Here is a 22,840-nt window from a genome sequence, read left to right on the forward strand (position 1 = left end):
GGTTTCGCGGCCTCACCGGCACGGAATCCCGGGAGGACGCCGGGCGGCGCTCACGCGCCTCCGCCCATCGGCCACGTCCAGTCGTGCGCCGGACCGCCGCCGATGGCGGGCAGCGGGACGGTCGCCGGCCAGGCGCCGTTCCGGGGCTCCTCGTCCCGCGCGCCCGGGAGCAGCCGCAGCAGCGGCGCCTCCCTGGGCCGTACGACGGCTCCCGGAACGGGCGTGAAGCGCTGCGGGTTGGCCAGCTCCGGCTGGTACCTGCCGACCAGGCCGGCCACCACGAGCGCCGCCTGCAGGTGGAACAGGTCCTGCCCCGGGCACCCGTGCGACCCCGCGCCGAACGGGACGTAGGCGTAGGGGTGCCGCCGCCCGTGGCGCTCGGGCGCCCAGCGCTCCGGGTCGAACTCCGCCGGCCGCTCCCAGAACTCCGCCAGCCGGTGCGTCGTGCACGGGCTGACCAGCACCTGCGAGCCCTCCGCGATCGGGACGCCGCCGATCTCCGTGTCCCGCACCGCCTGCCGGGGGATGATCCAGGCCGGCGGATGGACGCGCAGCAGCTCCTGGAGCACCATCCGCAGGTACGTCAGCTCCTGGGCGTGGCGGGGCCGTACCGGGCCGTCGCCCACGACCCACTCGATCTCGTCGCGCAGCCGCGCGTTCACCTCGGGATGGTCGTGCAGCAGCGGCCACAGCCAGGTCAGCGCCGTCGCCGTGGTCTCGGCGGCGGCGCCGTAGACGCCGACCAGGTCGTCGCGCACCCGCGCCGTGACGTCCGCGCCGTCCCCGCCGATCCTGGCCCTGATCAGGGTCGCGACCACCGCGTCCGGCCGCCCGGCAAGGTCGCCGCCCCGGTGGCCCGCCGCGCGGACCTCCTCGATGAGCGGGCGCACGACGTCGTCGATCCTGCGCGCGGCGTCCAGGAACGCGCGGTCGCCGGGCGCCCGCATCGCGTACGGCACGAACGGGAACGGCAGGCGGACCCCGGCGGCCGTGGCGCAGGCGGCGAGCGCCGGCAGCAGCCGCTCGCCCGCCTCCCGCTCGCCCGCCCGCGGCGGGACGCCTTCGCCGAACAGCACCCTGACGAGGACCTGGTCGGTGATCGTGGCCATCAGGTGAGCGGCGTCGACGAGCCGGCCGCCGCGCGCGTCCTCGTCCAGCGCGGTGATGCGCCCGGCGACGACGCCGGCGATGTCCGCGGCCGGCGACGCGGCCCCGGAGGCGGTGAGCAGCGGCTGGAGGATCTCCCGGCCGGACGCCCAGCCGTCGCCGTCCCCGAGGACGCCCCGCCCGGCGCCGCCGGGCAGCGGGCGCCAGAACACGCCCTCGCGCGCGAAGCCGGTCGCCCGCGTCTCCAGCACCTGCCGGACGTGGTCAGGATGGGACACCAGGTACGGCCGGAACGGTCCGATGTCGAGCCGGACGACCTCGCCGGCGGCTTCCACGCCCATCCGGGCCAGCTCGGTGACGGGGTCCCTGAGGAGCCGCGGGACCACGCGGTAGAAGGGAAGGACGCGTGGCTTGGACACGGTGGGGTCCGTGGCAAGCGGCATGACGGCGTTCCCTACGTCGGTCCTGATCTGCGGCTGCGGGCTCAAGCATCCTGCGCTGAGAAGCGCTGTCTTGTTCGGGAAACGGGGCGCGTCAAGTATCACATGATCATGATTTTTGATCAAGATGAGATAACGACGGCGCTGCCGCCCGCCGGCTCACGCATGGGCGCTCGCCGCGGCGGGGTCGCCGGCTCAGGGGCGGGAGGCCTCGTCCAGCAGGCGCAGCTAGTCGGCGCCCAGCTTGAGCGCGGCGGCCTCCAGCAGCGGCCGGAGCTGCGCCACGTTGCGGGCGCTGGCGATCGGCGCCGCGACCGTGGGCTGCGCGGCCAGCCAGGCCAGCGCCACCGACGCGGGCTCGGTACCGCGCGCCGAGGCCACCCGGACGAGCGCCTCGACGGTGCGCGGCCCCCGCTCCGTGCTCAGGTACTCGCCGGCCCCCTTCGCCCTGGGACTGTCGACGGTGACCCCGGGGCGGTACTTGCCGGTCAGGAAGCCGCGCGCCAGTGACGACCACGGCGTGCTGGACAGCCCCTCCCGGGCCACCACGTCCCGCAGGTCGCCCTCGTAGTCGCGCTCCACCAGGTTGTACTGCTGCTGGAGCGCCACGTAACGGGTCAGGCCCGCGTCGTCGGACACCTTCAGCGCCTCGGCCAGCCGGTCGGCCTCGTAGTTGGAGGCGCCGACGTGCCGGACCTTGCCCTCGCGCACCAGCGCGTCGAACGCGCCGAGCGTCTCGGCGAGCGGCGTGTCCCTGTCGTCCACGTGCGCCCAGTAGAGGTCGATGTAGTCGGTGCGCAGCCGGCGCAGCGACCCCTCGACCGCGGTGCGGACGGTGTCCGGGGCCAGACCCTTGACGCCCTCCAGCATGCCGACCTTGGTCGCCAGCACGACGGACTCGCGGTTGCCGCGCGCCTCCAGCCACTCGCCGATCATGATCTCGGACGTCGGCTCGCCGGTGGCCCAGTACGGGTAGACGTCGGCGGTGTCGATGAAGTTGCCGCCGCCCTCCACGTAGGCGTCGAGGACCGCGAACGCGTCCTCCTTGCCGGCGGTCCAGCCGAAGACGTTGGTGCCGAGGGCTATCGGGAAGACGGACAGATCCGTGTCGCCTATCACTCGCATCGACCCAGTATCCCGCCCGCCTCCACGACGGCCCGTGGCCGCCCCCCTGCCGCCGGGTGCGTGAGGCTTGCCTGATCGTCAGGTAACCCCAGGGGTGGACGGGTCGGAGCCCCGGCCGGACGTCAGTCCGCCGGGGCTGGCTTGTGTTCGCTGTGAAGTTCCGGCGGCAGCGCGAGCCGCACATACTTCTCCCAATGCCCTCGGCCCACAAATACAAAGGGACGCTTCCTTATACGCCCGTCGTCGCGGTCGGGCGGACGTTCGGGTCGTCGGCAGTAGCACTGCCACGTGGGTGTCGTCGGCGGACCGGAGGAGTGCGGTGCCCTTGGCGGCCAGAAGCGGATCTGCACCTCTGTGTGGTTGGTGATGCCCGGCCCAAGGGGATAGAGCTTGACGCGGCGTGGGGTTCCCGCCTCGACGTCATAGACCTCACGCGGGCCGAGCCAGTCCCCGGCTGTCTGTATGGCAATGGTGTAGTCGCGGGAGAGCGTCAGGATGCCCCACAGGTACCGACGTGCGTTCCCCGGGCCGACCCAGCCGTGTTCGGTCGCGATGTAGGTCTCGATCTCGCCGGGGAGTAGCGGCGCGAGTTCGTCGTGGCGGCGTTCGCGTTCCTCCTCCCGCCGTTCCACCTCCACCTTCGCGATGGCCGCAGCCTCCCTGGCAGACCTCTTGGCCGCGATGGCTGCTGTTGCGGAGAAGTAGAGCGCGACGGCCGCAATGGCTGCGGCCGCGACGGCAGCCCATGCCTCTAAGCTCACAATGACCACGGTACGTCGCCGGTCGGACGTCAGTCGCCCAGGGCTCCAGCGTGACCAGCGGGCCCGCCGGCCTCCAGGTCGTCTAATTGTCGCAAGCAGTACGTGGTCGTCTCACGACAAGGGTCTCCCTCCGGCGGGATGGCGGGGCGGCCGGGCCGAGGCTTAAGGTGCGGCTGTGGTGAGCGGTGACGCGCGCAAGCGCATCCTGGACGCGGCGGAGGAGCTGTTCGCCGGAGGCGGCTACGAGGCCACCCCCACCTCCGTCATCGCCCGGCTGGCCCAGGTGCCGAAGGGACTGGTCTTCCACTACTTCCCGCGCAAGATCGACGTGCTGGTGGCGCTGGTGGACGAGCGGACGATCGTGGAGGAGGGGCGCGACGTCGACGCGGTCCCCGGCGACCCGGCCGGCACGCTGTCCCGGCTGGCGCGCGGGCTGCCGCTGCGGGCCTCACCGGCGATGCGGCGCATCCTGTTCCGCGAGGCCGACACCCACGGCTCCGTGCGGGAGCGGCTCGGCCGCCTGAACGGGGAGCTGATCCGGCGCGCCAGGTTCGCGCTGGAGCTGGCGCTGCCGGGCGCGCGCGGCGACGCGGCGCGGCTGGAGGTGGCGGCGGCCACGTTCGCCGCCGTCCTGCTGTACCAGGAGACGCTCTGCCAGCTCACCGGCCACCAGCTCGACCCGGACGCCGTGGCCGAGCTCATCGGCCACTCGCTGGCCTGACCCCGGCCCTGGTCCGGGCCTGGTCCGGCCCTGGTCCGGCGCGGTGCCGGGGTCGCGGTGCGGGCTCGCGGTGCCGGGTCGCGGCGCGGGGCTGTGGTGTCAGCCGGCGTCGAGCGCCAGCAGCTCGTCGAGCGCCGCCCGCAGGTGGTCGAGCATGCCCCACACGTCGTCCGCGCGCTCCGGGCAGGCGACGACGCCGAAGTCCAGCATGCCGTCGTACGAGAAGCAGGTGATGTTGAGGCCGCCGCTCACGTCGGACACCACCGACAGCGGGTAGTACGACAGCACCCGCCCCCCGCACAGGTACAACGGGAACTGCGGGCCGGGCACGTTGCTGATGATGATGTTGATGGGCGGGAACGCCACCGACGCCAGCCGGAACAGCGCGGGCGTCGCCAGGCTCGTGAGCGGGGCGGGCAGCAGCGCGCACAGGTCCGCCGGCCAGGAGGCCGGGGCCTCGGCGAACCGGCGCTTGGCCGCCCGCATCGCGGCCCCCGTCTCGCGCAGCCGGTCTCGGGCGCCGGCGAGGTGCGTGGGGAGGGGGGCGACCATCGCCGAGATCTGGTTGCCGACGAGCCGGCGGGCACCCCCCGTACGGACCGCGACGGGGACGGCGGCGACCAGCGGCTGCGCGGGCAGCGCGTCCCGCTCCACCAGCCACGCCCGCAGCGCGGAGGCGCACAGGGTCATGACGACGTCGTTGACGCTGATGCCGTTGGCCTTGGCGACGCTCTTGACGTCCTTGAGCGGGACCGAGCCGAACGACACGCGCCGCTCGGCGCTGACCGGCCCGTTGAACGGGGTGCGCGGGGCCACCAGCCTGGGAACCTCCGGCCGGTCGTGCCGGTCCCCTGCCACGAGCCTGGCCGCCCTGGCGATCAGCCCGGCGCCCGGGACCCTGGAGACCAGGGGGATCGCGTCGAGGTCGCCGACGGCGCGGATGGCGGCCTGCACGGCGCGAACGGGTTGCGTGGCGGACCGCACGGCGGCGCCGGCCAGCATCCGCGCCAGGCCGGGCTCCTCCCCGCCTTCCTGACCGGCGTTCGACGCCGCGGGGAGGGGGCGGGCGGCCGGGGCGGGAGTCTCTCCGGGCGGAGTGCGGCAGGTCTCCTCGGAGCCGGTCAACGGGACGACGGTGGGGACGGCCCGCAGCGTCGCACCTGACGACGCCGCCCGCGCCGCGCCACCGCCCGTACCCGCCCTGGCCGTGGCAGGCCGTGCCGCACCCCCGGACGAGGCAGCCCGCGAGGCGCCGGCGGCCGGGCGGCGCCGGTCGCCCGGGGCGAGGTCGAGGAGGGCGGCGAGCGTCTCCGCGCCCGAGACGCCGTCGATGGCCGCGTGGTGCACCTTCGTGTACACCGCCACCAGCCCACCCGCCAGCCCGTGGATGAGGTGCATCTCCCACAGCGGGTGGGCCCGGTCGAGCCGCCGGGCGTGGATGCGCGCCACCTCGTCGGCGAGCCGCCGCTGGTCGCCGGGGTCCGGCAGCGCGGTCTCGAACAGGTGGTTGCCGAGGTCGAACCCGGGATCCGCCGCCCAGTACGGATGGTCGAGGCCGAACGGCACCGGCGCGATCCGGAGGCTGAGGGCGGGGGACAGGTGGACGCGTTCGAGGAGCAGCTCGGCCAGGGCGTCGCGGCTGACCGCGCCGTCCGCCGGATCGAGGATGGCCAGCCCCGCCACGTGCGCGGCGGTGGTCGCGGACTCGACGTTGAGGAACTGCGCGTCGAGGGCGGTCAACTGGCGCATCTGGACTCCTTGTGGTCTCGTGTGGTCAGCGTCACACGGACCGATTTCGGATGGGTTTCCGCGCGAGTCTTTCAGATGAATTCAACGTACCCGGACAGACCATTCGGGAATGCGCAGCTCAGCATGGATCGGTGACATTTTCCTATCTGCTGACAACATGAATCGGGTGTTGCACGACGGCGTCGAAGTGATAGCCGAAGGGGTGACGCGGAGTGACCAGGGGCTGTGTCGCGCCGGTCTCGTCGGTGGCGCGCGCCATGAGGACGTGCCGCCCGGGGGTGCGGGGAGCCCACTGGACATGCCACGGCAGCCAGGCGCTGACCAGGAGACGGCCGTGATGCTGGGCCGGACGCCAGCTACGGCCCCCGTCGAGGCTCACCTCCACGCGGGTGATCCGGCCGCGCCCCGACCATGACCGGCCGTGCAGGGTGTGGGGGACGCCGAGGGGGAGCACGGCGTCCCAGGGGAGCTCGAAAGCGCTCTTGATCGGCTGTGTGGTGATATCGCGGTAGAACAGGGTGTTCCAGGGGGTGAAGATCTCCTCGGTGGCGACCTCCAGATCGCCGAGCCATTTGATCGACGCAATTCCCGCCCATCCCGGAACCACCAGCCGCGCCGGAAATCCGTGATCGGGCGGAAGCGGTTCGCCGTTCATTGCGTAGGCGACGATCACGTCGTCCATGGCCTTGCCGGCGGGCAGCGGCCTGCGTACCCGGCCGTGGTCCTCGAACGGCGCGTCCAGCCCCCGCGCCACCACGTCCACGGCCTCGGGCCGCAGGCCGGCCTCGCGCAGGAGGTACGACAGGGGCACGCCGCGCCAGCGCGCCACCCCGATCGCGCCGAGCCCCCACTGCGCCCCGGGGGCCGGCTCGCGCTGCTGGGTGTCGTAGAGGCTCCTCCCGTTCCCGGCGCACTCGATCGCGGTGTCGATGGTCCGCGAGGGCATGGCGAGCAGCTGCGGATAGGTGTACGAGCCGGGACATCGCACGCCGGGGCCGTGCAGCCGCAGCCGCCACGTGGAGGCGTCGATCAGCGGGGTGACGGTGTGGTTGCGCACGAAGAACCGGTCGGTCGGCGTGTGGTAGCCCGTGCCGGCCATGGCTTCCCAGCGCATCTCCGCGTTGCCGTCGTGCAGCCGGAACAGGTGGTCCGGCAACGGCTTGACGATCGTTGTCACGGCCTGCTTCACGGGGCCACCACCTCCGTAATCTTTATTTCCTACTGGAAAACCATGTAATCATACTGACCGGCTCCGATCCACTTGCCGTCCCGTAACGGCTCGGTCATGGCGAGGGTCGTCAGCGGGCCCTCGTCGGCGGTTCCTCCCCCTGGGATATACCCGTCATGGCGAGGGACAGCAGGCGCCGCGCCGGCTCCGGTGCAGCTCCGACTCCTCGTCGCGCAACGCCGCCATGACCGACTCGGGCAGGCCCACCGTGGGTGCCGAGCCGAGCCTCCCGCCGGGCCCGGGGGTAGCGAGCCGGGCTTCTCCCGAAACCGGGTTACGACGGGTGGCCGAGGGCGCGACGGGTGGCGCGGGTCAGGGCGGGCAGGGTCGGTTCGGTGAGGACGGCGGCGATGTGAGCGTCCGGCCGGATGAGCCACACCTCGCCCGGCCTCGCCTCCAGCGCCTTGCGCACGTCGCCGCCCGGGTCGATCTCGTCCAGGGCCAGCACCGTGACCGGCGCCCGGACCGCGCGGACCACCGCCGTGCCGAGCGCCTCACGGTCGAGCCCCTCGGTGAGCAGCACGAGCAATCCGTCACGGCACACCTGCCGAAACCTGGTCACCTCCGGCCGTCCCTGGACGGACACGGGCGCGTCGGGCACGATCACGCCGGGGACCGGGGAGGGGGACTCGCCCCTCGCCGGCCGTCCGGTGAACGTCCGCCCGGGAGCGGGCGTCGTCAGCGGCGAGTCGAGATACCAGAACGGCTCCGCGAACCGCCCCGAATCCACCGCCGCCACCGCCGCGACAGTCTCCCCGTCCGCTGCGCCCGTCGCCGCTCGCGCGTCACCGGTCTCCTCGCCGCTACCTTCCGCGCCGCCACCGCCTTCCCCGGCCTCCCCGGCCACCGCCCCCACAGCGGGCCGGGCCGAGGCGGCGCGGTCGAGGATCTCGCGGCGGCGTGCCCACCCGGCCTCGGTGCGCGGCGCCAGGAAGCGCATCGTCGCCGCCGTCACCTCCAGGTTCTCCAGCGCCGCCGCACGCCGCTCCATCTCGTACGTCGCCAGCAACTCCTCCGGCGCCCACCCGTACCGTACGAAGGCGATCTTCCACGCGGCGTTCTCCGCGTCCGGCACCCCGGAGTTCAGCCCGCGGGCGCCGAACGGCGCCACCAGGTGCGCGCAGTCGCCCGCCAGCAGCACCCGCCCCACCCGCATCCGGTCCGCCACCCGCGAGTGGAACCGGTACACGGTCCGCCACATCAGCTCGTACGGCCGCTCGCCCACGACCTGCCGGATCCGCCGGTCCAGCCCGCCCGACGCCTCCTCGGCCGCGAGGTCGAAGTCCGGCGGCACCTGCCAGTCGATGCGGTACGTCGATCCCGGGCACGGATGGACGAGGACCTGGCGGCCGGGGTTCCAGGCGGGGTCGAAGTGGAAGCGGCGCTCCCGCTCCCAGCCGGGCAGTTCGGCGCGGACGTCGCAGATGAGGAACCGCTCGTCGAACGTCTCCCCGTCGAACGACACCCCCAGCGCGTCCCGTACCAGCCGGCCGTGGGCGCCGGCGCAGGCGACCGCGTGCGACCCCCGCACCTCGGCGCCGTTCGCGCACCGCACCGTCACCCCGTCCGGGTCGGGCGGGAAGGCGACCACCTCGTGCCCCCACCGCACGTCGATCAGCGGCGTGGCGGCGATCCGCTCGTCCAGCAGCTCCTCGGTGCGGGCCTGTGAGATGTTCACGAACGGCGGCAGCGGCGAGCGGCCCGGGTCGAAACTCCAGGCGAACAGCTCCCGGCCCTGGTAGTAGGTGCGCGCGGTGGTCCAGGTCAGCCCCTCGGCGGTGATGGCGCCGCAGCCGGCCGCCTCCCACACGTCGAGCACGTCCCGCTGCTGGCAGATCGACCTCGATCCGGCGGGCTCGCGGCCGGGACGCCGGTCCAGGACGACGACGGGCAGCCCCCAGCGGGCCAGCAGCAGCGCCGCCGTCTGCCCCACCGGTCCCGCCCCGATCACGACCACGGGAAGCGGCCCGGCCGGCGGCGGGCCGGGGAACGGGTCTGCCGGCATCGTCGCTCAGCCCTGGAGGAGGGCCCAGACCTCGCGGTCGCGGGCCGCCGTCCAGACGCGCGGGCGTTCGACGCCGGACAGCTCGTCCCACAGCCGCGACACGTCGAACGGCAGGCAGTGCTCGAAGATCGGCCACCCGCCGAACCGGGGCGCGAGCCGCTCCCGCACCGCCTCGAACGCCTGCCTGAGCGTCCCGCCCGCGTCGCGCACGGCGCCCACCTCGCCGATCATGACCTCCAGGAACATCCGGGTCTGCGCGATGGCCGCGTCCACCGCCTCCCGCCCCCAGGCGACCGCGCCGCGCCCGCCGACCAGCGTCTCGGCGCCGAGCCCGGCGATCCGGTCGAGCGTGCCGGTGGCCCAGTCGCGGTGGAAGGCGTCGCCGGTGTAGAGGGCGGCCTGGGCCTCCACCAGGTCGCCGGCGAACAGGATGCGCCGCTCGGGCAGCCAGGCCACCAGATCGCCCTCGGTGTGGCCGCGCCCGCAGTGCCACAGCACCAGGTCGCCCCGCCCGCCGCCGAGGTCGATCGTGAGCCGGTCGGAGAACGTCAGCGTCGGCCACGTCAGCCCGGGGATGCTGTCAGGCTCCTTGAACAGGCGCGGCATCCGCCCGAGCTCCGACTCCCAGTCCTCCTCGCCGCGCTCGGCGATCAGCTCCCGCGTCTTGTCGTGCGCCACGACGACGTCGGCGCCGAACGCGCTCGCGCCCAGCACCCGCACGGCGTGGTAGTGCGACAGCACGAGGTAGCGCACCGGCTTGTCGGTGTGCTCGCGCAGCCGGGCCAGCCACTCACGCGCCGCCACGGGTGTCGCCAGTGCCTCGAAGCAGACGAGGAAGTCCTCGCCCTCGATCGCGCCGGCGTTGGGGTCGCCCTCGGCGGTGAACGCGTACACGCCGTCGGCCAGCACGTCCAGGGTCTGCCGCTGGTCGGCCAGGTCGGCCGACGAGGCGAATGCCTTCGCCGTCATGAGCCCCCCACACGCCGCAAGGACAGGGTCCCTCCCACCTTACGCCGGGAGCCCCGGGAAACCCGGTAAGGCGTCAGGGCCGCAGGAAAGCCCGGAGCCGCTCCAGTGGCCAGGTGTTGATGACGTCGTCGGTGGTGAGCCAGGCCCGCTGCGCGATGCCGACGCCGAACCGCTGGTGGGCCAGGTGCGGGATGGCGTGGGAGTCGCTGTCGATGGAGAACTTCACCCCGTGGTGCCTGGCCAGCCGCACCAGGTCGGCCGGCAGGTCGGAGCGGTCGGGGTAGGAGTCGATCTCCATGGCCGTGCCCGTGCGGGCGGCGGCGCGGAAGATCGCGTCCCAGTCGGCGTCGACCGGGTCACGCTTGCCGATCTTACGGGTGGTGGGGTGACCGATGATGTCGACGTACGGGTTCTCGCAGGCGGCGATGAAGCGGCGGGTCATCTCGTCGCGCGGCATGCCGAAGTGGGAGTGGACGGAGGCCACGCACACGTCGAACTCCCGCAGCACCTCGGCGGGCCAGTCGACCGAGCCGTCGGGCGCGATGTTGAGCTCGCTGCCGTGCAGCAGCCGCATGCCCGGGTGCCGCTCCTGCAGCTTGGCCAGCCGCTCGCGCTGCTCCAGCGCCTTGTCGAGGGTCATGCGCTGCATGGCCAGGTCGGGCGCGTGGTCGGTGACCGCGTAGTAGGAGTAGCCGCGCGCCTCGGCGGCGGCCACCATGTCCTCCAGCGAGGCGATGCCGTCGGTCAGGTCGGTGTGGGTGTGCAGGTCGCCGCGCAGGTCCGCCAGCTGGACCAGGTCGGGCAGCTCGCCGCGCAGCGCCGCCCGCACCTCGCCCCCGTCCTCGCGCATGGGCGGCGGGACGTACTGCATGCCGAGCGCGGCGTAGATGTCCTCCTCGGCCTCGGCGGCGATCACCCGCTCGCCCTCGAACAGGCCGTACTCCGACAGCTTCCAGCCCTTCTTGACCGCCATCTCGCGGATCGCGACGTTGTGCTCCTTGGAGCCGGTGAAGTACTGCAGGGCGGCGCCCCACGAGCCCGCGGGCACCACCCGCAGGTCGATCTGCACGCCGGAGGTGGTGCGGATCGACGTCTTCTTGTCGCCGGCCGCGATCACCTCCGCGACGTAGGGTTGTGCCCGGAACTCCTCCATGATGGACTCGGGCGCCACGGCGAGGATGTCGATGTCGCCGATCGTGTCCTTCATGCGGCGCAGCGACCCGGCGTAGGCGACGCGCTCGGCCGTCAGGGACGCCATCACCTGCTCGGCCAGCGACATGGCGACGCCGATGTGGACCCGGCGGCCCGCCTGCTCGATCTGCTCGACGCCCTTGGCGAGGTTGGCCAGGGTCTTGGCGCCGAGGCCCTTGACGCCGTCGAGCCGGCCCGCCGCGATCGCCTCGCCCAGCGCGGCGGGGGAGTCGATGCCGAAGTCCTCGAACAGCATGATCGCGGTCTTCGGCCCCAGCGACGGCACCCGCGTCAGCCGCCGGACCCCTTCGGGCACCCGCCCGCGCAGGTCGTCGAGCTGGCGGAAGCTCCCGCGCAGCAGGAACTCCTCCATCTTCTTCGCGATCGCCTCGCCGACGCCGGGGACGCCGCGCACGTCGGTCGCCGAGATGTCCTCGGGGAAGCCGGCGATGGCCTTGGCGGCCTTCTGGTAGCTGCGCACCCGGAAGGCGTCACCGCCGGTCAGCGCGAACAGCTCGGCGTACTCCTGCAGCGCCGCCGCCGCTTCCTCGTTAGCACGTGCCATGGCCAAAGCTTAGAAGCCGCCACCGACACTTCCGGCCCCGCCCGGCGGACGCCGCCGGGAGCGGGTGTACGACCGTCAGAAGCGGACCACGCGCGGCCGGTACGGCTCGGTGAGGGAGGTGAGCTCCTCCTCCGACAGTCTGACGTCCACCGCGGCGACCGCGTCGTCCACGTGCCGCTCCTTGGTGGCGCCCACGATCGGGGCCGTCACCGCCGGCTGCTGGAGCACCCAGGCGAGCGCGACCTGTGCGGGAGGCAGGTCCCGCTCCTTGGCGATCCGCGCCACCCGGTCGATGACGATCTGGTCGTCGTCCGGCTCGTACAGGGAGTCGATGCGCGGGTCGGAGCCCGCCCGCGCGGTGGCGGAGTCCTGGCCGGCGCGGGCGAGCACGCCGCGCGCCAGCGGGCTCCACGGGATGACGCCCACGCCCTGGTCGGCGCAGAGCGGCAGCATCTCGCGCTCCTCCTCGCGGTAGAGGAGGTTGTAGTGCGGCTGCATCGACACGAACCGGGTCCACCCGTTGACCTCGGCGACGTGCTGAGCCTTGGCGAACTGCCACGCCCACATCGAGGAGGCGCCGATGTAGCGGGCCTTGCCGGCCTTGACCACGTCGTGCAGCGCCTCCATCGTCTCCTCGATGGGCGTCTCGTCGTCCCAGCGGTGGATCTGGTAGAGGTCCACGTGGTCGGTGCCGAGCCGCCGCAGGGAGTCGTCGATCGAGGCGTGGATGTGCTTGCGCGACAGGCCGCGGTCGTTGTGCCCCTTGCCCATGGGGAAGTAGACCTTGGTCGCCAGCACGTAGTCCTCGCGCCGGGGGAAGATCTTGCGCAGCAGGTTGCCGGTGACGACCTCGCTCTCGCCGCCGCTGTAGACGTCCGCCGTGTCGAAGAACGTCACACCGGCGTCGGCCGCGCGGCGCACCAGCGGCTCCGCCTGCTCCTCGGTGAGAGTCCACTCCATCTTGGCGGGATCGCCGTAGCTCATCATGCCAAGGCAGATACGGGAGACCTTCAGCCCGGTGTTGCCGAGTCGCGTGTATTCCATGGGTTCAACCCTATGACCGGCATGTTTGTGCTGGGTTACGGCATGGTGGTGTCCGAAGCAGGCCATCCGCTTTACAGGCGTCGGCCGATCGGGTCGATTAGAGGGAGGGGCGGACCGGGCGGCAAGCGGGGGGCGGGTGTACTGCACAGAGAACGGGTTCGCGGCGCGCTTGCGCTCGATGGTCGTCACCCCCATGTCCCCGTTGTGGCTGGGCCGCGTCGCGGTGACGGCCGGGCTGGCGGCTCTCACGGTGCCCGTCCAGTCCGCTCTGACGGCGCCCGTCGGTGCGGTGCTGCTGATGGCGCTGCTGGCCGTGCACGCGCGGTTCGTGCTGGGGGTGCTGGCGCGCCGTGAGGGCGGGTGGTGGCTGGTCGGCGCGCAGGCGTGGCTGACGTACCTGCCGATGCCGTGGTTCGGGGCGGCGTGGACGCCCGTGTGCGGGCTGCTGTCGGGCGCGCTGCTCGTGACCGCGTACCGCGTCCGGTCGGCGGTGTTGGTGGCCCTCGCCGCGGCCTGCGGCCCGGTGCTGCTGTGGGCGCCGCCGGGCGCGCTGGCCCACTCGGGCTGGGCGGTGGGCGCGCCGGTGCTGGGGCTGGCGGAGTACGCCGTGGTGACGCTCGCGGGGCGGGCTCACTGGCTGGCGGCCGCCCGCAACGACGTCATCGGCCGGGCCGTCGCCCTGGAGCGCCGGCGCTTCACCCGCGACCTGCACGACCTGGTGGGGCACCGGCTGACCGCCCTGGTGCTGAAGGCGCAGCTCGTCGAGCGGCTGGTCCACGAGGGTGACCCCAAGGCGGAGGCGGAGGTGGGGGAGACCCTGGTGCTGCTGCGCGCCCTCGCCTCCGACGTGCGCTCCGTCGCCCACGGCGGGGGTCACGCGTCGCTGGAGGGTGAGGTGGCGTCGGCGCGCGCCCTGCTGGAGTCGGTGGGGGTCCGCTGCGACGTCCGGGTGTCGTGCCGTGACCTGCCGGGGGACGTGGCCGAGGCGCTGGTCCACGTCCTGCGTGAGGGTGTGACGAACATCCTGCGGCACGCCGCCGCGCGGCGGTGCGTGATCCGGCTGGACGAGCAGGACCGGCTCATCACCCTGTCGATCAGGAACGACGGCGCCCGCCCGGTGCGGCGTCACGGGAACGGCCACCACCTCGGGCTGCACGGTGGCGTGTCTCACGGTGGCGGGTCTCACAGCGGCTTGTCTCACAGCGGCTTGTCTCACAGCGGCTTGTCTCAGGGCGGCTTGTCTCAGGGCGGCGGGCACGGGCTCGGGAACATGACGGAGCGGCTCGCGGGGCTCGGCGGCTGGCTGGAGACGGACGCCCGCGGGAGCGAATTCGCCTTCTCGGTCTTCATTCCCCGGACCAATCATGACCGTATAACCGGCCAATGATGAAAAACGCACCAATGCAATTATATTTGTACCAAATTAGCGATGTTGTGTGTTACTAGCCGCAAACCCACCCGGAACGTCAGTCTTACTCCAGACCGCACTGGGAGGGAGCGCCAGATGGACCAGTACGAGCTGTACTGCCTGGCGGACAGCCGTTTCTACGACACCCTCGGCCACACCGACGCCGAGGAGGCCGGCTTCTCCCTGCTGCGCAGACCGCTCCCCGAGGGCTGGGTCCACATGGTCACCGGAACCTGGTGCTACTACGCCGCCGCCGGCCAGCCCCCGCTGCCCCGGCAGGGCTGGAAGATCCACGTCTCCGCCCGCCTCGACGACGCCGAGCGCGCCATAGCCGCCGTATGGGATTACTGCGTTCCCCGCGGAATGGCGTTCAAATTCCTGCGCGGCCCGGCCGTGCACGTGATGGTCAATTCCAAGGCCGCCTCCCGCGCCTCCAGCGGGAAACTCGTGACCATCTACCCGCGTGACGAGGCGCAACTCGAACTCGCCCTCAAGGAGCTGCACGAACTGCTGCGCGGCGTCCAGGGCCCGTACGTCCTCAGCGACCTCAGGTACGGCGAGGGCCCGCTCTACGTGCGCTACGGCGGGTTCGCCGAGCGGCACTGCCTGTCCGGCGGCGGCGAGCGGGTGCCGGCGGTCGAGGACGGCGACGGCCGGCTCGTGCCGGACGTGCGCGGGGCCACGTTCACCGTGCCGCCGTGGACGACCCTGCCCGCCTTCCTGGAGTCCCACCTTGCCGCCCGCAACGCGGTCACCACGACCGGCCTGCCGTACGAGATCGAGCAGGTCCTGCACTTCTCCAACGGCGGCGGCGTCTACCTGGCGCGCCACCTCCCCACCGGCGAGCGGCTGGTGCTGAAGGAGGCGCGTCCGCACGCCGGCCTCGACGCCGCCGGGCGCGACGCCGTCACCCGGCTCACGCACGAGCGCGACATGCTGGAACGCCTGTCCGGCCTCGACGCGGCGCCCGCGCTGCGCGACCACTTCACGCTCGGCGAGCACCACTTCATCGCGATGGAGTTCGTCGACGGCACGCCGCTCCAGCGCCGCCTCGTCCACCGCTACCCGCTCACCCGCGCCACCTGCCGGGCCGAGGACCTCGCCGAGTACACCCGCTGGGCGCTCGCCACGCTGGACCGGGTCGAGGCCGCCATCGAGGCGCTGCACGCCCGCGGCGTCGTCTTCGGAGACCTGCACCCGGACAACGTGCTGCTCACCGAGGACGGGCGCGTGGTGCTGATCGACTACGAGGTCGCCTCGCTCGCCGACGACGGCGCGCGGGCCGCGCTGGCCCACCCCGCCTTCGCCGCGCCGCCGGACCGGCAGGGCGTGGACGTCGACCGGTACGCGATGGCGTGCCTCAGGTTCGCCCTGTTCGCCCCGCAGTGCACCATCATGCTGCCGCTGCACCGGCCGAAGATCCTCCAGGTCGCGGAGATGGTCGCGGAGAGCTTCCCGGGGACGGCGGACATGGTCCGCGCCGCCGCGGCCACCATCCTCGGCGACACCCTGCCCGTTCCCCGCGACGCGGCGCCCGCCGGTCCGGGGCCGGACGGCACGCCCATGCCGGGACGCGCCTCCTGGCCCGAGCTGCGCGACGCGATGTGCCGGGCCATCACCGCCTCCGCCACCCCGGAAAGGGACGACCGGCTGTTCCCCGGCGACGTGGCCCAGTTCCGCCCCGGCGGCGGCCTCAACCTCGCCCACGGCGCCGCCGGCGTCCTGTACGCGCTCGCGGCGACCGGCGCCGGCCGGTACCCCGCCTACGAGGAATGGCTGCGCGAGCGCGCCCTGCGGCCCGCCCAGGGGTCGGGGCTCGGCCTGTACGACGGCCTGCACGGCGTCGCGTACGCCCTCGACCGGCTCGGCCGCCGCCAGGACGCCCTCGACCTGGCCGGCGTCTGCTTACGCGAGAAGTGGGACGGCCTCGAATCCGCTCTCTCCTCCGGCCTGGCCGGCATCGGGCTGAACCTCCTCCACCTCGGGCGCCGCCATGACGAGCCCGAACTCGTCCGGGCCGCCCTGCGCGCCGCCGACATCTGCGCCGACCGGCTCGGCGGCCCCGGTGACGTCCCCGAGACCAGCGGGGGCGACCACCCGAGAGCCGGCCTCATGCACGGCTCCAGCGGCCCCGCCCTGCTGTTCCTGCACGCCTACGAGCACACCGGCGACACGGCGCTGCTCGACCTGGCCGACACCGCGCTCCGGCAGGACCTCCGCCGCTGCGCCACCTCCCAGGACGGCTCGCTCCAGGTGAACCAGGGCTGGCGGCTCCTGCCGTACCTCGACGAGGGATCGGCCGGCATCGCCCTGGTCCTCGCCCGCCACCTCGGCCACCGCGACGACCCCGGCCTCGCCGACGCGCTGTCCCGCCTGCGGGCCGCCGGCCGCGCCGGCTACTACGTCCAGCCGGGGCTGTTCACCGGCCGGGCCGGGATCATCGCCGCGCTCCCGGACCGCGACCCGTTCGCCGACCGGCTGGTCGAGGGGCTGCGGTGGCACGCGCTGCCGTTCGCCGGCGGCCTCGCCTTCCCCGGCGACCGGCTGCTGCGGCTCTCGATGGACTTCGCGACGGGCACCGCCGGTGTCCTGTTCGCGCTCGGTTCGGTGCTGGGCGAGCAGCCTGTGCACCTGCCCTTCCTGGAGCCGGCCCCGCAAGGGCGGCCCCGTCACCCCGACACGCGGAAGGAGGTGTAAACCATGGTTCTCCTCGACCTGCAGGGACTCGAGTCCCCGGCGAGCAGCGACGTCGCCAGCGGCGGCTCCACGCTCACCGTGCTGGGCTGCCACTCCGGCGCCCCCAGCAACCTGAGTGTCGCGGTCTGCCACTGACCGGCGGCATCCGAGATCCCCGCGCCGCCGTCTCGTCGGCGCGGGGATTCGCCTGTGCACGACCTGTGGGACCGCATGACTTGTGGGACCGCATGACCTGTGAGACCGCATGACCTGTGAGACGCGGAGGTGGACGTGCGGGCCGGAGACCGGCTGGTGATGGACGCGGTACGGCGCGGCGGGCCCTGGCCCGTGGTGCTGGCCGTCACGGCCGTCGCCGGAGCGGCCGGCGAGCTGGCCCTGCCGTACGCGGCGGGCAGGACCGTCGACGCCTTCACCGGCTCCCTCTCCGGCTCCCTCACCGGCTCCCTCTCCGGCGGCGGCCCGCAGCCGTTCGCCTCGGGCGCCGGCGGCTGGCTCGTCGCCTGCGCCGCGCTGGTCGCCTGCGTCATGCTCTGCGAGAGCGTCGGCGTGTGGGCGCGCGGCGCGAGCGGCGCCCGCGCCGCGGCCGGGCTCCGCCTCCGGGTCCTGCGCCACGTGCTGGGGGCCGGGCCCGTCGCGACCCGCCGCTTCCCGGAGGGGGAGCTGGTCACCCGCGCCGGACTCAACGCCGAGGAGGCCGGCCGCGCCCCCGAGACGATCACCGGCGCGCTCGCGCTGCTCGTGCCCACGGCGGGCGCCCTCGTGGCGCTCACGCTCATCCATCCCGTCCTGACCGCCGCCCTGGCCGCCGGGATCGTCCTCGTCCTGCTGGTGTTACGCGCGTTCCTCCGTACGACCACGGCTCTCGCGGGCGGCTACCAGGAGGCACAGGGCGAGATCGCCGCCCGGCTCGTCGGCGCGCTGGACGGCGCCCGCACCATCGCGGCGGCCGGCACCGCCGACCGTGAGGCCGCCCGTGTCCTCGCCCCCCTGGAGGCGCTGCGCCGGCACGGCCTGGCCCTGTGGCGCGCCAACGCCTCGGCCGGGGTGCGCGCCGGACTCGTCGTGCCGCTGGCCGAGGTGGCGGTGCTGGCGGCGGGCGGCTTCCTGCTCGCGTCGGGAGAGCTGACCGTGGGGGAGCTGTACGCGGCGGCGAGGTACGCGGTGCTGGGCACGGCGCTCAGCACCGGGCTGGGACTGATCGGCGCCCTGGCCAGGGCCCGCTCGGCGGGCGCCCGCCTGGCCGCCCTCCTCACCGTCCCCCGCCCCGCCCACGGCACCCGCCCGCTTCCCGCCACCGGTCATGAGCCCCGCGCTCGTCCGCTTCCGGCCACCGGCCATGGGCCCCGCACCCGCCCGCTTCCCGCCGCCGGCCCTGGCGCCCAGGAGGGCACGCTGGAGTTCCGTGGCGTGGCCGCGGACGGGCTGACCGTGGGTGACCTCGTCGTGCCCGGCGGCTCCGTGACGGCCGTCGTGGGCCGCTCGGGATCGGGCAAGTCGCTGCTCGCCGCCCTCGCGGCCCGCCTCACCGACCCCGAACGCGGGACGATCCTGCTGGACGGCGTGCCGCTGCCCGAGCTGACCCGCGACGAGCTGCGGCGCGCGATCGGCTGCGCCTTCGACCGCCCCGTCCTCGTCGGCGACACGATGGGGGACGCCATCGCCCTCGGCCTCCCCGCCGCCTCCCGGGAAGGCCCCGCGTCGGACGCCGTCGTCGCGGCGGCCATGGCGGCCAGGGCCGACGGCTTCGTCAGGCGGCTGCCCCGGGGGTACGCCACCCCGCTCCCCGAGGCGCCCCTGTCCGGCGGCGAGCGGCAGCGGATCGGCCTGGCCCGCGCCTTCGCCCAGGCCGGACGCCTGCTCGTCCTGGACGACGCCACCAGCAGCCTCGACACCGTCACCGAGCGCCAGGTCGGCCGGGCCCTCACCGCCGACCCCGCCGGCCGTACCCGGCTCGTCGCCGCCCACCGGCTCGCCACCGCCGCCGGCGCCGACCAGGTCGTCTGGCTGGAGGGCGGCGCCGTGCGCGCCGTGGGAACCCACGCCGGCCTCTGGCGGGACCCGGCCTACCGCGCCGTCTTCCAGGAGGCCGCCCCATGACCCCGCGCACGGCCGGACGCGAGGGAACGGCGAGCCGGCTGCTCTGGCGGGCGCTGCGGCGAAAGCCGTACCAGCTGGCGCGCATCGGCGGCTGGTCGGTGCTGGAGGCCGCGCCCGCGTTCCTCATCGGGCACGCCGTCGCCCGCGCCATCGAGGACGGCTTCGCGGCGGGCCGCCCCGGCACCGGTCTCCTGTGGCTCGCCGCGCTCGGAGTGTCGTGGCTGGTCGCCGCCGTGGCCGCGCGCCAGATCGTGCTGGCCGTCGCCGCCGTCGCCGAGCCGTTCCGCGACGACCTGCTGGCCCGTGTCGTGCACGGCGCGGTACGGCGGGCCGCCGCCACCGCCGGCGCGCGGCGGGACAGCGCCGCCGTCACCCGGGCCGGACTCCAGGTGGAGCTGGCCAGGGACGCGTTCGCCGCGGTGGTGACGACCGTGCGGGGTTTCGCGTTCACCGTGCTCAGCGTCGTGCTCGGGCTGCTCACGCTGGCGCCGGGCGCGGCGGCGCTGGTGCTGCCGCCGTTCGCGGCGGGGCTGGGGCTGTTCCTGGTGTCGTTGCCGGCGCTGGCCCGCAGGCAGCGGGAGTTCCTGGTCGCCGACGAGCGGCTGGCCGAGGCGATGACGGCGACGATGGGCGGGCTGCGCGACATCACCGCCTGCGGAGCGGAGGAGCGGGAGGGCGACCGGCTGGCGGTGCGCGTCGCGGAGCAGGCCGGCGCCGCCCGCGCCCTGGCCCGCGTCACCGCCGTCCGCACGGCCGCGCTGGCCGTCGGCGGCTGGCTGCCCGTCCTGCTGGTCCTCGCCGGCACGCCCTGGCTGCTGCGCGACGGGGCCGGCGCGGGCGTCGTCGTGGGGGCGCTGGCGTACGTGACCCAGTCCCTCGCGCCCGCCCTCGGCGGGCTCGTGCAGGGCCTCGGCGTGAGCGGCGTGCGGCTGGCGGCGACGCTGGAGCGGATCGCCGGCGCCGCCCCGGCCGGGCGGCCCGCCGCCCCGCTGCTGCTGCCCGCGAGCGCCGAGGTCCGGCTGTGCGGCGTCACCTTCGCGTACGGCCCGCACTCGGCGCCCGTCGTGGCCGGCCTCGACCTGCGCGTGCCGGAAGGGGAGCACCTGGCGGTCGTCGGGCCCAGCGGGGCGGGCAAGTCCACGCTGGCGGCCCTGATCAGCGGCCTGCTGCGGCCGGACGCGGGGGAGGCGCTGGTCGGCGGGGTCCCGGCCGCGTCCCTCGACCCGTCCGCCCGGGTCCTGATCCCCCAGGAGGCGTACGTCTTCCGCGGCACCCTCCGCGAGAATCTCACCTACCTCCGTCCCGGCGCCGGAGCGCGCGAGCTGGAGGAGGCCGCGGCGGCGCTCGGCGCGGAGGACCTCGTCCGGGCGGCCGGCGGGTACGACGCGCCGCTCGACCCCGCCGCCCTGTCCGCCGGCGGGCGCCAGCTCGTCGCCCTCGTCCGCGCCTACCTGTCGCCCGCCCGCCTGGTCGTCCTGGACGAGGCCACGGCGCACCTGGACCCCGCCGCCGAGGCGCGGGTGGAGCGGGCGTTCGCCCGGCGCGGCGGCACGCTCGTCGTCGTCGCGCACCGCATCACCTCCGCGCGGCGCGCCGGCCGCGTCCTGCTCATGGACGGGCCGGACGTGCGCTCCGGCTCCCACGACGAGCTCGTCCGCACCGCCCCCCTGTACGCCGACCTGGTCGGCCACTGGCAACCGGAGCCCGTGTCATGAAATACCCGCAAGCACGGCGGCTGTCCCTCGTCGACCACCTCCACGGCCACCCCGTCCCGGACCCGTACCGCTGGCTGGAGGACCCCGCCGCCCCCGAGACCCGCGCGTGGCAGCAGGCCCAGGACCGGCTGTGGCGCGAGCACGCCGCCGGCCTGCCGCTGCGCGACCGGTTCGAGGCGCGCCTGGTGGAGCTGAGCGCCGTCGGCATGGTGACCCCGCCGCTGTGGCGCGGCGAGCGCCGCTTCCACCTGTCGCAGTCCGCCGGTCAGGAGCACCCGGTGCTCCACCTCGACGACCGGCCGGTGCTCGACCCCGCCCGCCTGGACCCCTCCGGGCTCACCACGCTCGACGGCTGGCAGCCGGACCACGACGGCCGCCTGGTGGCGTACCAGCTCTCGCGGCGCGGCGACGAGCGCGCGGAGCTGTACGTCCTCGACCTGACCACCGGCGAGCCGGTGGACGGGCCGATCGGCGGCTGCCGCTACTCGCCCGTCGCCTGGCTCCCCGGCGGCGCCGGCTTCTACTACGTCCGCTTCCGGCAGGGTGTCTACCTGCACCGCCTCGGCGACCCGGCCGACGTGGAGGTGCTCACCCGCGGCCCCGTCGCGTACGGCCTGCAGACCAGCGGCGACGGCCGGTGGCTGACGATCACCGCGGGCACCCGGGCCGGCAACGGCGCCTGGCTGGCCGACCTGTCCGCCGGCGACCCCGCCCGGCTCGACCCGCGCCCCGTCCACGAGGAAGGCCGCGAGCGGGACGCCCGCACGGAGGCGGCCGTCGGCCCCGACGGCCGCCTGTACGTCCTGACCGACCTGGACGCCCCGCGCCGCAGGCTGTGCGTCGCCGGCACGGAGGATCCGTCCGCCTGGAAGGAGCTCGTCCCGGAGGACGGCGCGGCGGTCCTCGGCGCGTTCACCGTCCTGGACGGCGGCCGGCTGCTCGTCGCGCGCACCCGCCACGCCGTCGGCGAGATCGGCGTCCACGACGCCGCCACGGGGGAGTGGCTGGCGGAGGTGCCCCTGCCGGGCAGCGGCACGGTCACGGCGTTGACGTCCCGGCCCGACGGCGGGCACGAGGCGTGGTTCGGCTACACCGACGCCGTCACGCCCGGCGAGGTCTGGCGCTACGACGCCCGCGACGGCGCCGTGGCCCGCTGGGCGACCGCGCCGGGGCACGTGCCGTTCACGGAGGTGGAGAGCCACCACGTCGAGTACGCCTCCGCCGACGGCACGCGCGTGCGCATGGTCGTCTCCGCCCTGCCCGGACGTGACGGGCCACGGCCGGCGATCCTGACGGGGTACGGGGGGTTCGGTGTGCCGCTGACGCCCGCGTACGCCGCCGACTCGCGTGCCTGGGTGGAGGCGGGCGGGGTCCTCGCCGTCGCGCACCTGCGCGGCGGCGGCGAGGAGGGGGAGTCCTGGCACCGCGACGGGATGCTCGACCGCAAGCCGAACGTCTTCGCCGACTTCGAGGCCGCCGCCGGCAAGCTCGTCGCCGACGGCTGGACGGAGCCTGGCCGCCTGGCCGCCTGGGGCGAGTCGAACGGCGGCCTGCTCGTCGGCGCGGTCCTGACGCGCCGCCCCGGGCTGTTCGCCGCCGTGGTGTGCTCGGCGGGCCTGCTCGACATGGTCCGCTACGAACGCTCCGGCCTCGGGCCCTCCTGGGCGCCGGAGTACGGCTCGGCCGCCGACCCGGAGCAGCTCGCCTGGCTGCTCGGCTACTCGCCCTACCACCACGTACGCGAAGGGACGGCGTACCCCGCGACGCTGTTCACCGTCTCGGGCGGTGACTCGCGGGTGGACCCCATGCACGCCCGCAAGATGTGCGCCGCGCTGCAGTGGGCGACCTCGGGGGAGGGGCCGGTGCTGCTGCGCCACGAGCCGGACGTCGGCCACGGCGCCCGCGCGGTGAGCCGCTCCATCACCCTGGCCGCGGACGTCCTGGCCTTCGCCGCCGCGCACACCGGCCTGACGGCCCCCTGATCCCCGGGCCGCCTTCGGGGGTCAGGCGGCCTGAGA

Annotated in this window: 16 protein-coding genes; 7 read left to right on the forward strand and 9 right to left on the reverse strand. The window is 74.4% G+C overall.

What is annotated here, in order from left to right; genetic code table 11:
• Positions 1-50: 50 nt before the first annotated feature.
• From AB0H64_RS23520 to AB0H64_RS23530, 3 genes are all read right to left on the reverse strand, one after another.
• Positions 51-1,550 (reverse strand): cytochrome P450, encoded by a 1,500-nt coding sequence (locus AB0H64_RS23520; RefSeq protein ID WP_357628050.1) that lies wholly within the window; start codon positions 1,548-1,550, stop codon positions 51-53.
• Positions 1,551-1,775: 225 nt separating this feature from the next.
• Positions 1,776-2,672, reverse strand: a complete 897-nt coding sequence (locus AB0H64_RS23525; protein ID WP_357628052.1) for an aldo/keto reductase — start codon at positions 2,670-2,672, stop codon at positions 1,776-1,778.
• Between the two features lie 122 nt (positions 2,673-2,794).
• Positions 2,795-3,433: a hypothetical protein gene (locus tag AB0H64_RS23530; RefSeq protein ID WP_357628055.1), complete on the reverse strand. Its 639-nt coding sequence runs from the start codon at positions 3,431-3,433 to the stop codon at positions 2,795-2,797.
• A 178-nt stretch (positions 3,434-3,611) separates the two neighbouring features.
• Here AB0H64_RS23530 and AB0H64_RS23535 point away from each other — a divergent pair, with 178 nt between their 5' ends.
• Positions 3,612-4,154 carry a TetR/AcrR family transcriptional regulator gene (locus AB0H64_RS23535; protein WP_357628058.1) on the forward strand — a complete coding sequence of 181 codons (543 nt, stop codon included), beginning with the start codon at positions 3,612-3,614 and terminating at the stop codon, positions 4,152-4,154.
• A gap of 99 nt (positions 4,155-4,253) precedes the next feature.
• Here AB0H64_RS23535 and AB0H64_RS23540 read toward each other — a convergent pair whose 3' ends face one another.
• The 6 genes from AB0H64_RS23540 to AB0H64_RS23565 all read right to left on the reverse strand — a co-directional run bounded on the left by AB0H64_RS23540 (position 4,254) and on the right by AB0H64_RS23565 (position 12,905).
• Positions 4,254-5,903 carry a wax ester/triacylglycerol synthase domain-containing protein gene (locus AB0H64_RS23540; RefSeq protein WP_357628061.1) on the reverse strand — a complete coding sequence of 550 codons (1,650 nt, stop codon included), beginning with the start codon at positions 5,901-5,903 and terminating at the stop codon, positions 4,254-4,256.
• A gap of 142 nt (positions 5,904-6,045) precedes the next feature.
• Complete coding sequence (locus tag AB0H64_RS23545) at positions 6,046-7,092, reverse strand: sulfite oxidase (protein WP_357628064.1); 1,047 nt, start codon at positions 7,090-7,092, stop codon at positions 6,046-6,048.
• 313 nt (positions 7,093-7,405) lie between these two features.
• Positions 7,406-9,136: an FAD-dependent monooxygenase gene (locus tag AB0H64_RS23550; RefSeq protein ID WP_357628066.1), complete on the reverse strand. Its 1,731-nt coding sequence runs from the start codon at positions 9,134-9,136 to the stop codon at positions 7,406-7,408.
• A gap of 6 nt (positions 9,137-9,142) precedes the next feature.
• Positions 9,143-10,105, reverse strand: a complete 963-nt coding sequence (locus tag AB0H64_RS23555; RefSeq protein WP_357628068.1) for an MBL fold metallo-hydrolase — start codon at positions 10,103-10,105, stop codon at positions 9,143-9,145.
• A gap of 73 nt (positions 10,106-10,178) precedes the next feature.
• Positions 10,179-11,861, reverse strand: coding sequence for a DNA polymerase/3'-5' exonuclease PolX (polX, locus tag AB0H64_RS23560; protein ID WP_357628071.1), 1,683 nt, complete (start codon positions 11,859-11,861; stop codon positions 10,179-10,181).
• Between the two features lie 75 nt (positions 11,862-11,936).
• Positions 11,937-12,905 (reverse strand): aldo/keto reductase, encoded by a 969-nt coding sequence (locus AB0H64_RS23565; RefSeq protein WP_357628073.1) that lies wholly within the window; start codon positions 12,903-12,905, stop codon positions 11,937-11,939.
• Between the two features lie 193 nt (positions 12,906-13,098).
• Here AB0H64_RS23565 and AB0H64_RS23570 point away from each other — a divergent pair, with 193 nt between their 5' ends.
• From AB0H64_RS23570 to AB0H64_RS23595, 6 genes are all read left to right on the forward strand, one after another.
• On the forward strand, positions 13,099-14,292 hold the full coding sequence (locus AB0H64_RS23570; protein WP_357628077.1) for a histidine kinase: 1,194 nt from the start codon (positions 13,099-13,101) through the stop codon (positions 14,290-14,292).
• 117 nt (positions 14,293-14,409) lie between these two features.
• Positions 14,410-17,010, forward strand: a complete 2,601-nt coding sequence (lanKC, locus tag AB0H64_RS23575) for a class III lanthionine synthetase LanKC (RefSeq protein WP_357628080.1) — start codon at positions 14,410-14,412, stop codon at positions 17,008-17,010.
• Positions 17,011-17,013: 3 nt separating this feature from the next.
• Entirely contained in the window at positions 17,014-17,145 is a 132-nt protein-coding gene (locus tag AB0H64_RS23580) for a SapB/AmfS family lanthipeptide (protein ID WP_175595241.1), read from the forward strand.
• A gap of 135 nt (positions 17,146-17,280) precedes the next feature.
• Positions 17,281-19,107, forward strand: coding sequence for an ABC transporter ATP-binding protein (locus AB0H64_RS23585; RefSeq protein WP_357628084.1), 1,827 nt, complete (start codon positions 17,281-17,283; stop codon positions 19,105-19,107).
• Positions 19,104-20,822 carry an ABC transporter ATP-binding protein gene (locus tag AB0H64_RS23590; protein ID WP_357628087.1) on the forward strand — a complete coding sequence of 573 codons (1,719 nt, stop codon included), beginning with the start codon at positions 19,104-19,106 and terminating at the stop codon, positions 20,820-20,822. The genes AB0H64_RS23585 and AB0H64_RS23590 overlap by 4 nt, the downstream gene beginning before the upstream one ends.
• Entirely contained in the window at positions 20,819-22,804 is a 1,986-nt protein-coding gene (locus AB0H64_RS23595; RefSeq protein WP_357628089.1) for a prolyl oligopeptidase family serine peptidase, read from the forward strand. Before AB0H64_RS23590 ends, AB0H64_RS23595 begins: the two co-directional genes overlap by 4 nt.
• Positions 22,805-22,840: the final 36 nt, after the last annotated feature.

Origin of the sequence: Nonomuraea sp. NPDC050733, from assembly GCF_040654215.1 — a bacterium.
Taxonomy (GTDB): domain Bacteria; phylum Actinomycetota; class Actinomycetes; order Streptosporangiales; family Streptosporangiaceae; genus Nonomuraea.

Coding starts and splice junctions, on each gene's coding strand:
- AB0H64_RS23520 (WP_357628050.1), bottom strand. CDS start 1,550: ATGCCGCTTGCCACGGACCCCACCGTGTCCAAGCCACGCGTCCTTCCC.
- AB0H64_RS23525 (WP_357628052.1), bottom strand. CDS start 2,672: ATGCGAGTGATAGGCGACACGGATCTGTCCGTCTTCCCGATAGCCCTC.
- AB0H64_RS23540 (WP_357628061.1), bottom strand. CDS start 5,903: ATGCGCCAGTTGACCGCCCTCGACGCGCAGTTCCTCAACGTCGAGTCC.
- AB0H64_RS23550 (WP_357628066.1), bottom strand. CDS start 9,136: ATGCCGGCAGACCCGTTCCCCGGCCCGCCGCCGGCCGGGCCGCTTCCC.
- AB0H64_RS23555 (WP_357628068.1), bottom strand. CDS start 10,105: ATGACGGCGAAGGCATTCGCCTCGTCGGCCGACCTGGCCGACCAGCGG.
- polX (WP_357628071.1), bottom strand. CDS start 11,861: ATGGCACGTGCTAACGAGGAAGCGGCGGCGGCGCTGCAGGAGTACGCC.
- AB0H64_RS23565 (WP_357628073.1), bottom strand. CDS start 12,905: ATGGAATACACGCGACTCGGCAACACCGGGCTGAAGGTCTCCCGTATC.
- AB0H64_RS23570 (WP_357628077.1), top strand. CDS start 13,099: ATGTCCCCGTTGTGGCTGGGCCGCGTCGCGGTGACGGCCGGGCTGGCG.
- lanKC (WP_357628080.1), top strand. CDS start 14,410: ATGGACCAGTACGAGCTGTACTGCCTGGCGGACAGCCGTTTCTACGAC.
- AB0H64_RS23580 (WP_175595241.1), top strand. CDS start 17,014: ATGGTTCTCCTCGACCTGCAGGGACTCGAGTCCCCGGCGAGCAGCGAC.
- AB0H64_RS23590 (WP_357628087.1), top strand. CDS start 19,104: ATGACCCCGCGCACGGCCGGACGCGAGGGAACGGCGAGCCGGCTGCTC.
- AB0H64_RS23595 (WP_357628089.1), top strand. CDS start 20,819: ATGAAATACCCGCAAGCACGGCGGCTGTCCCTCGTCGACCACCTCCAC.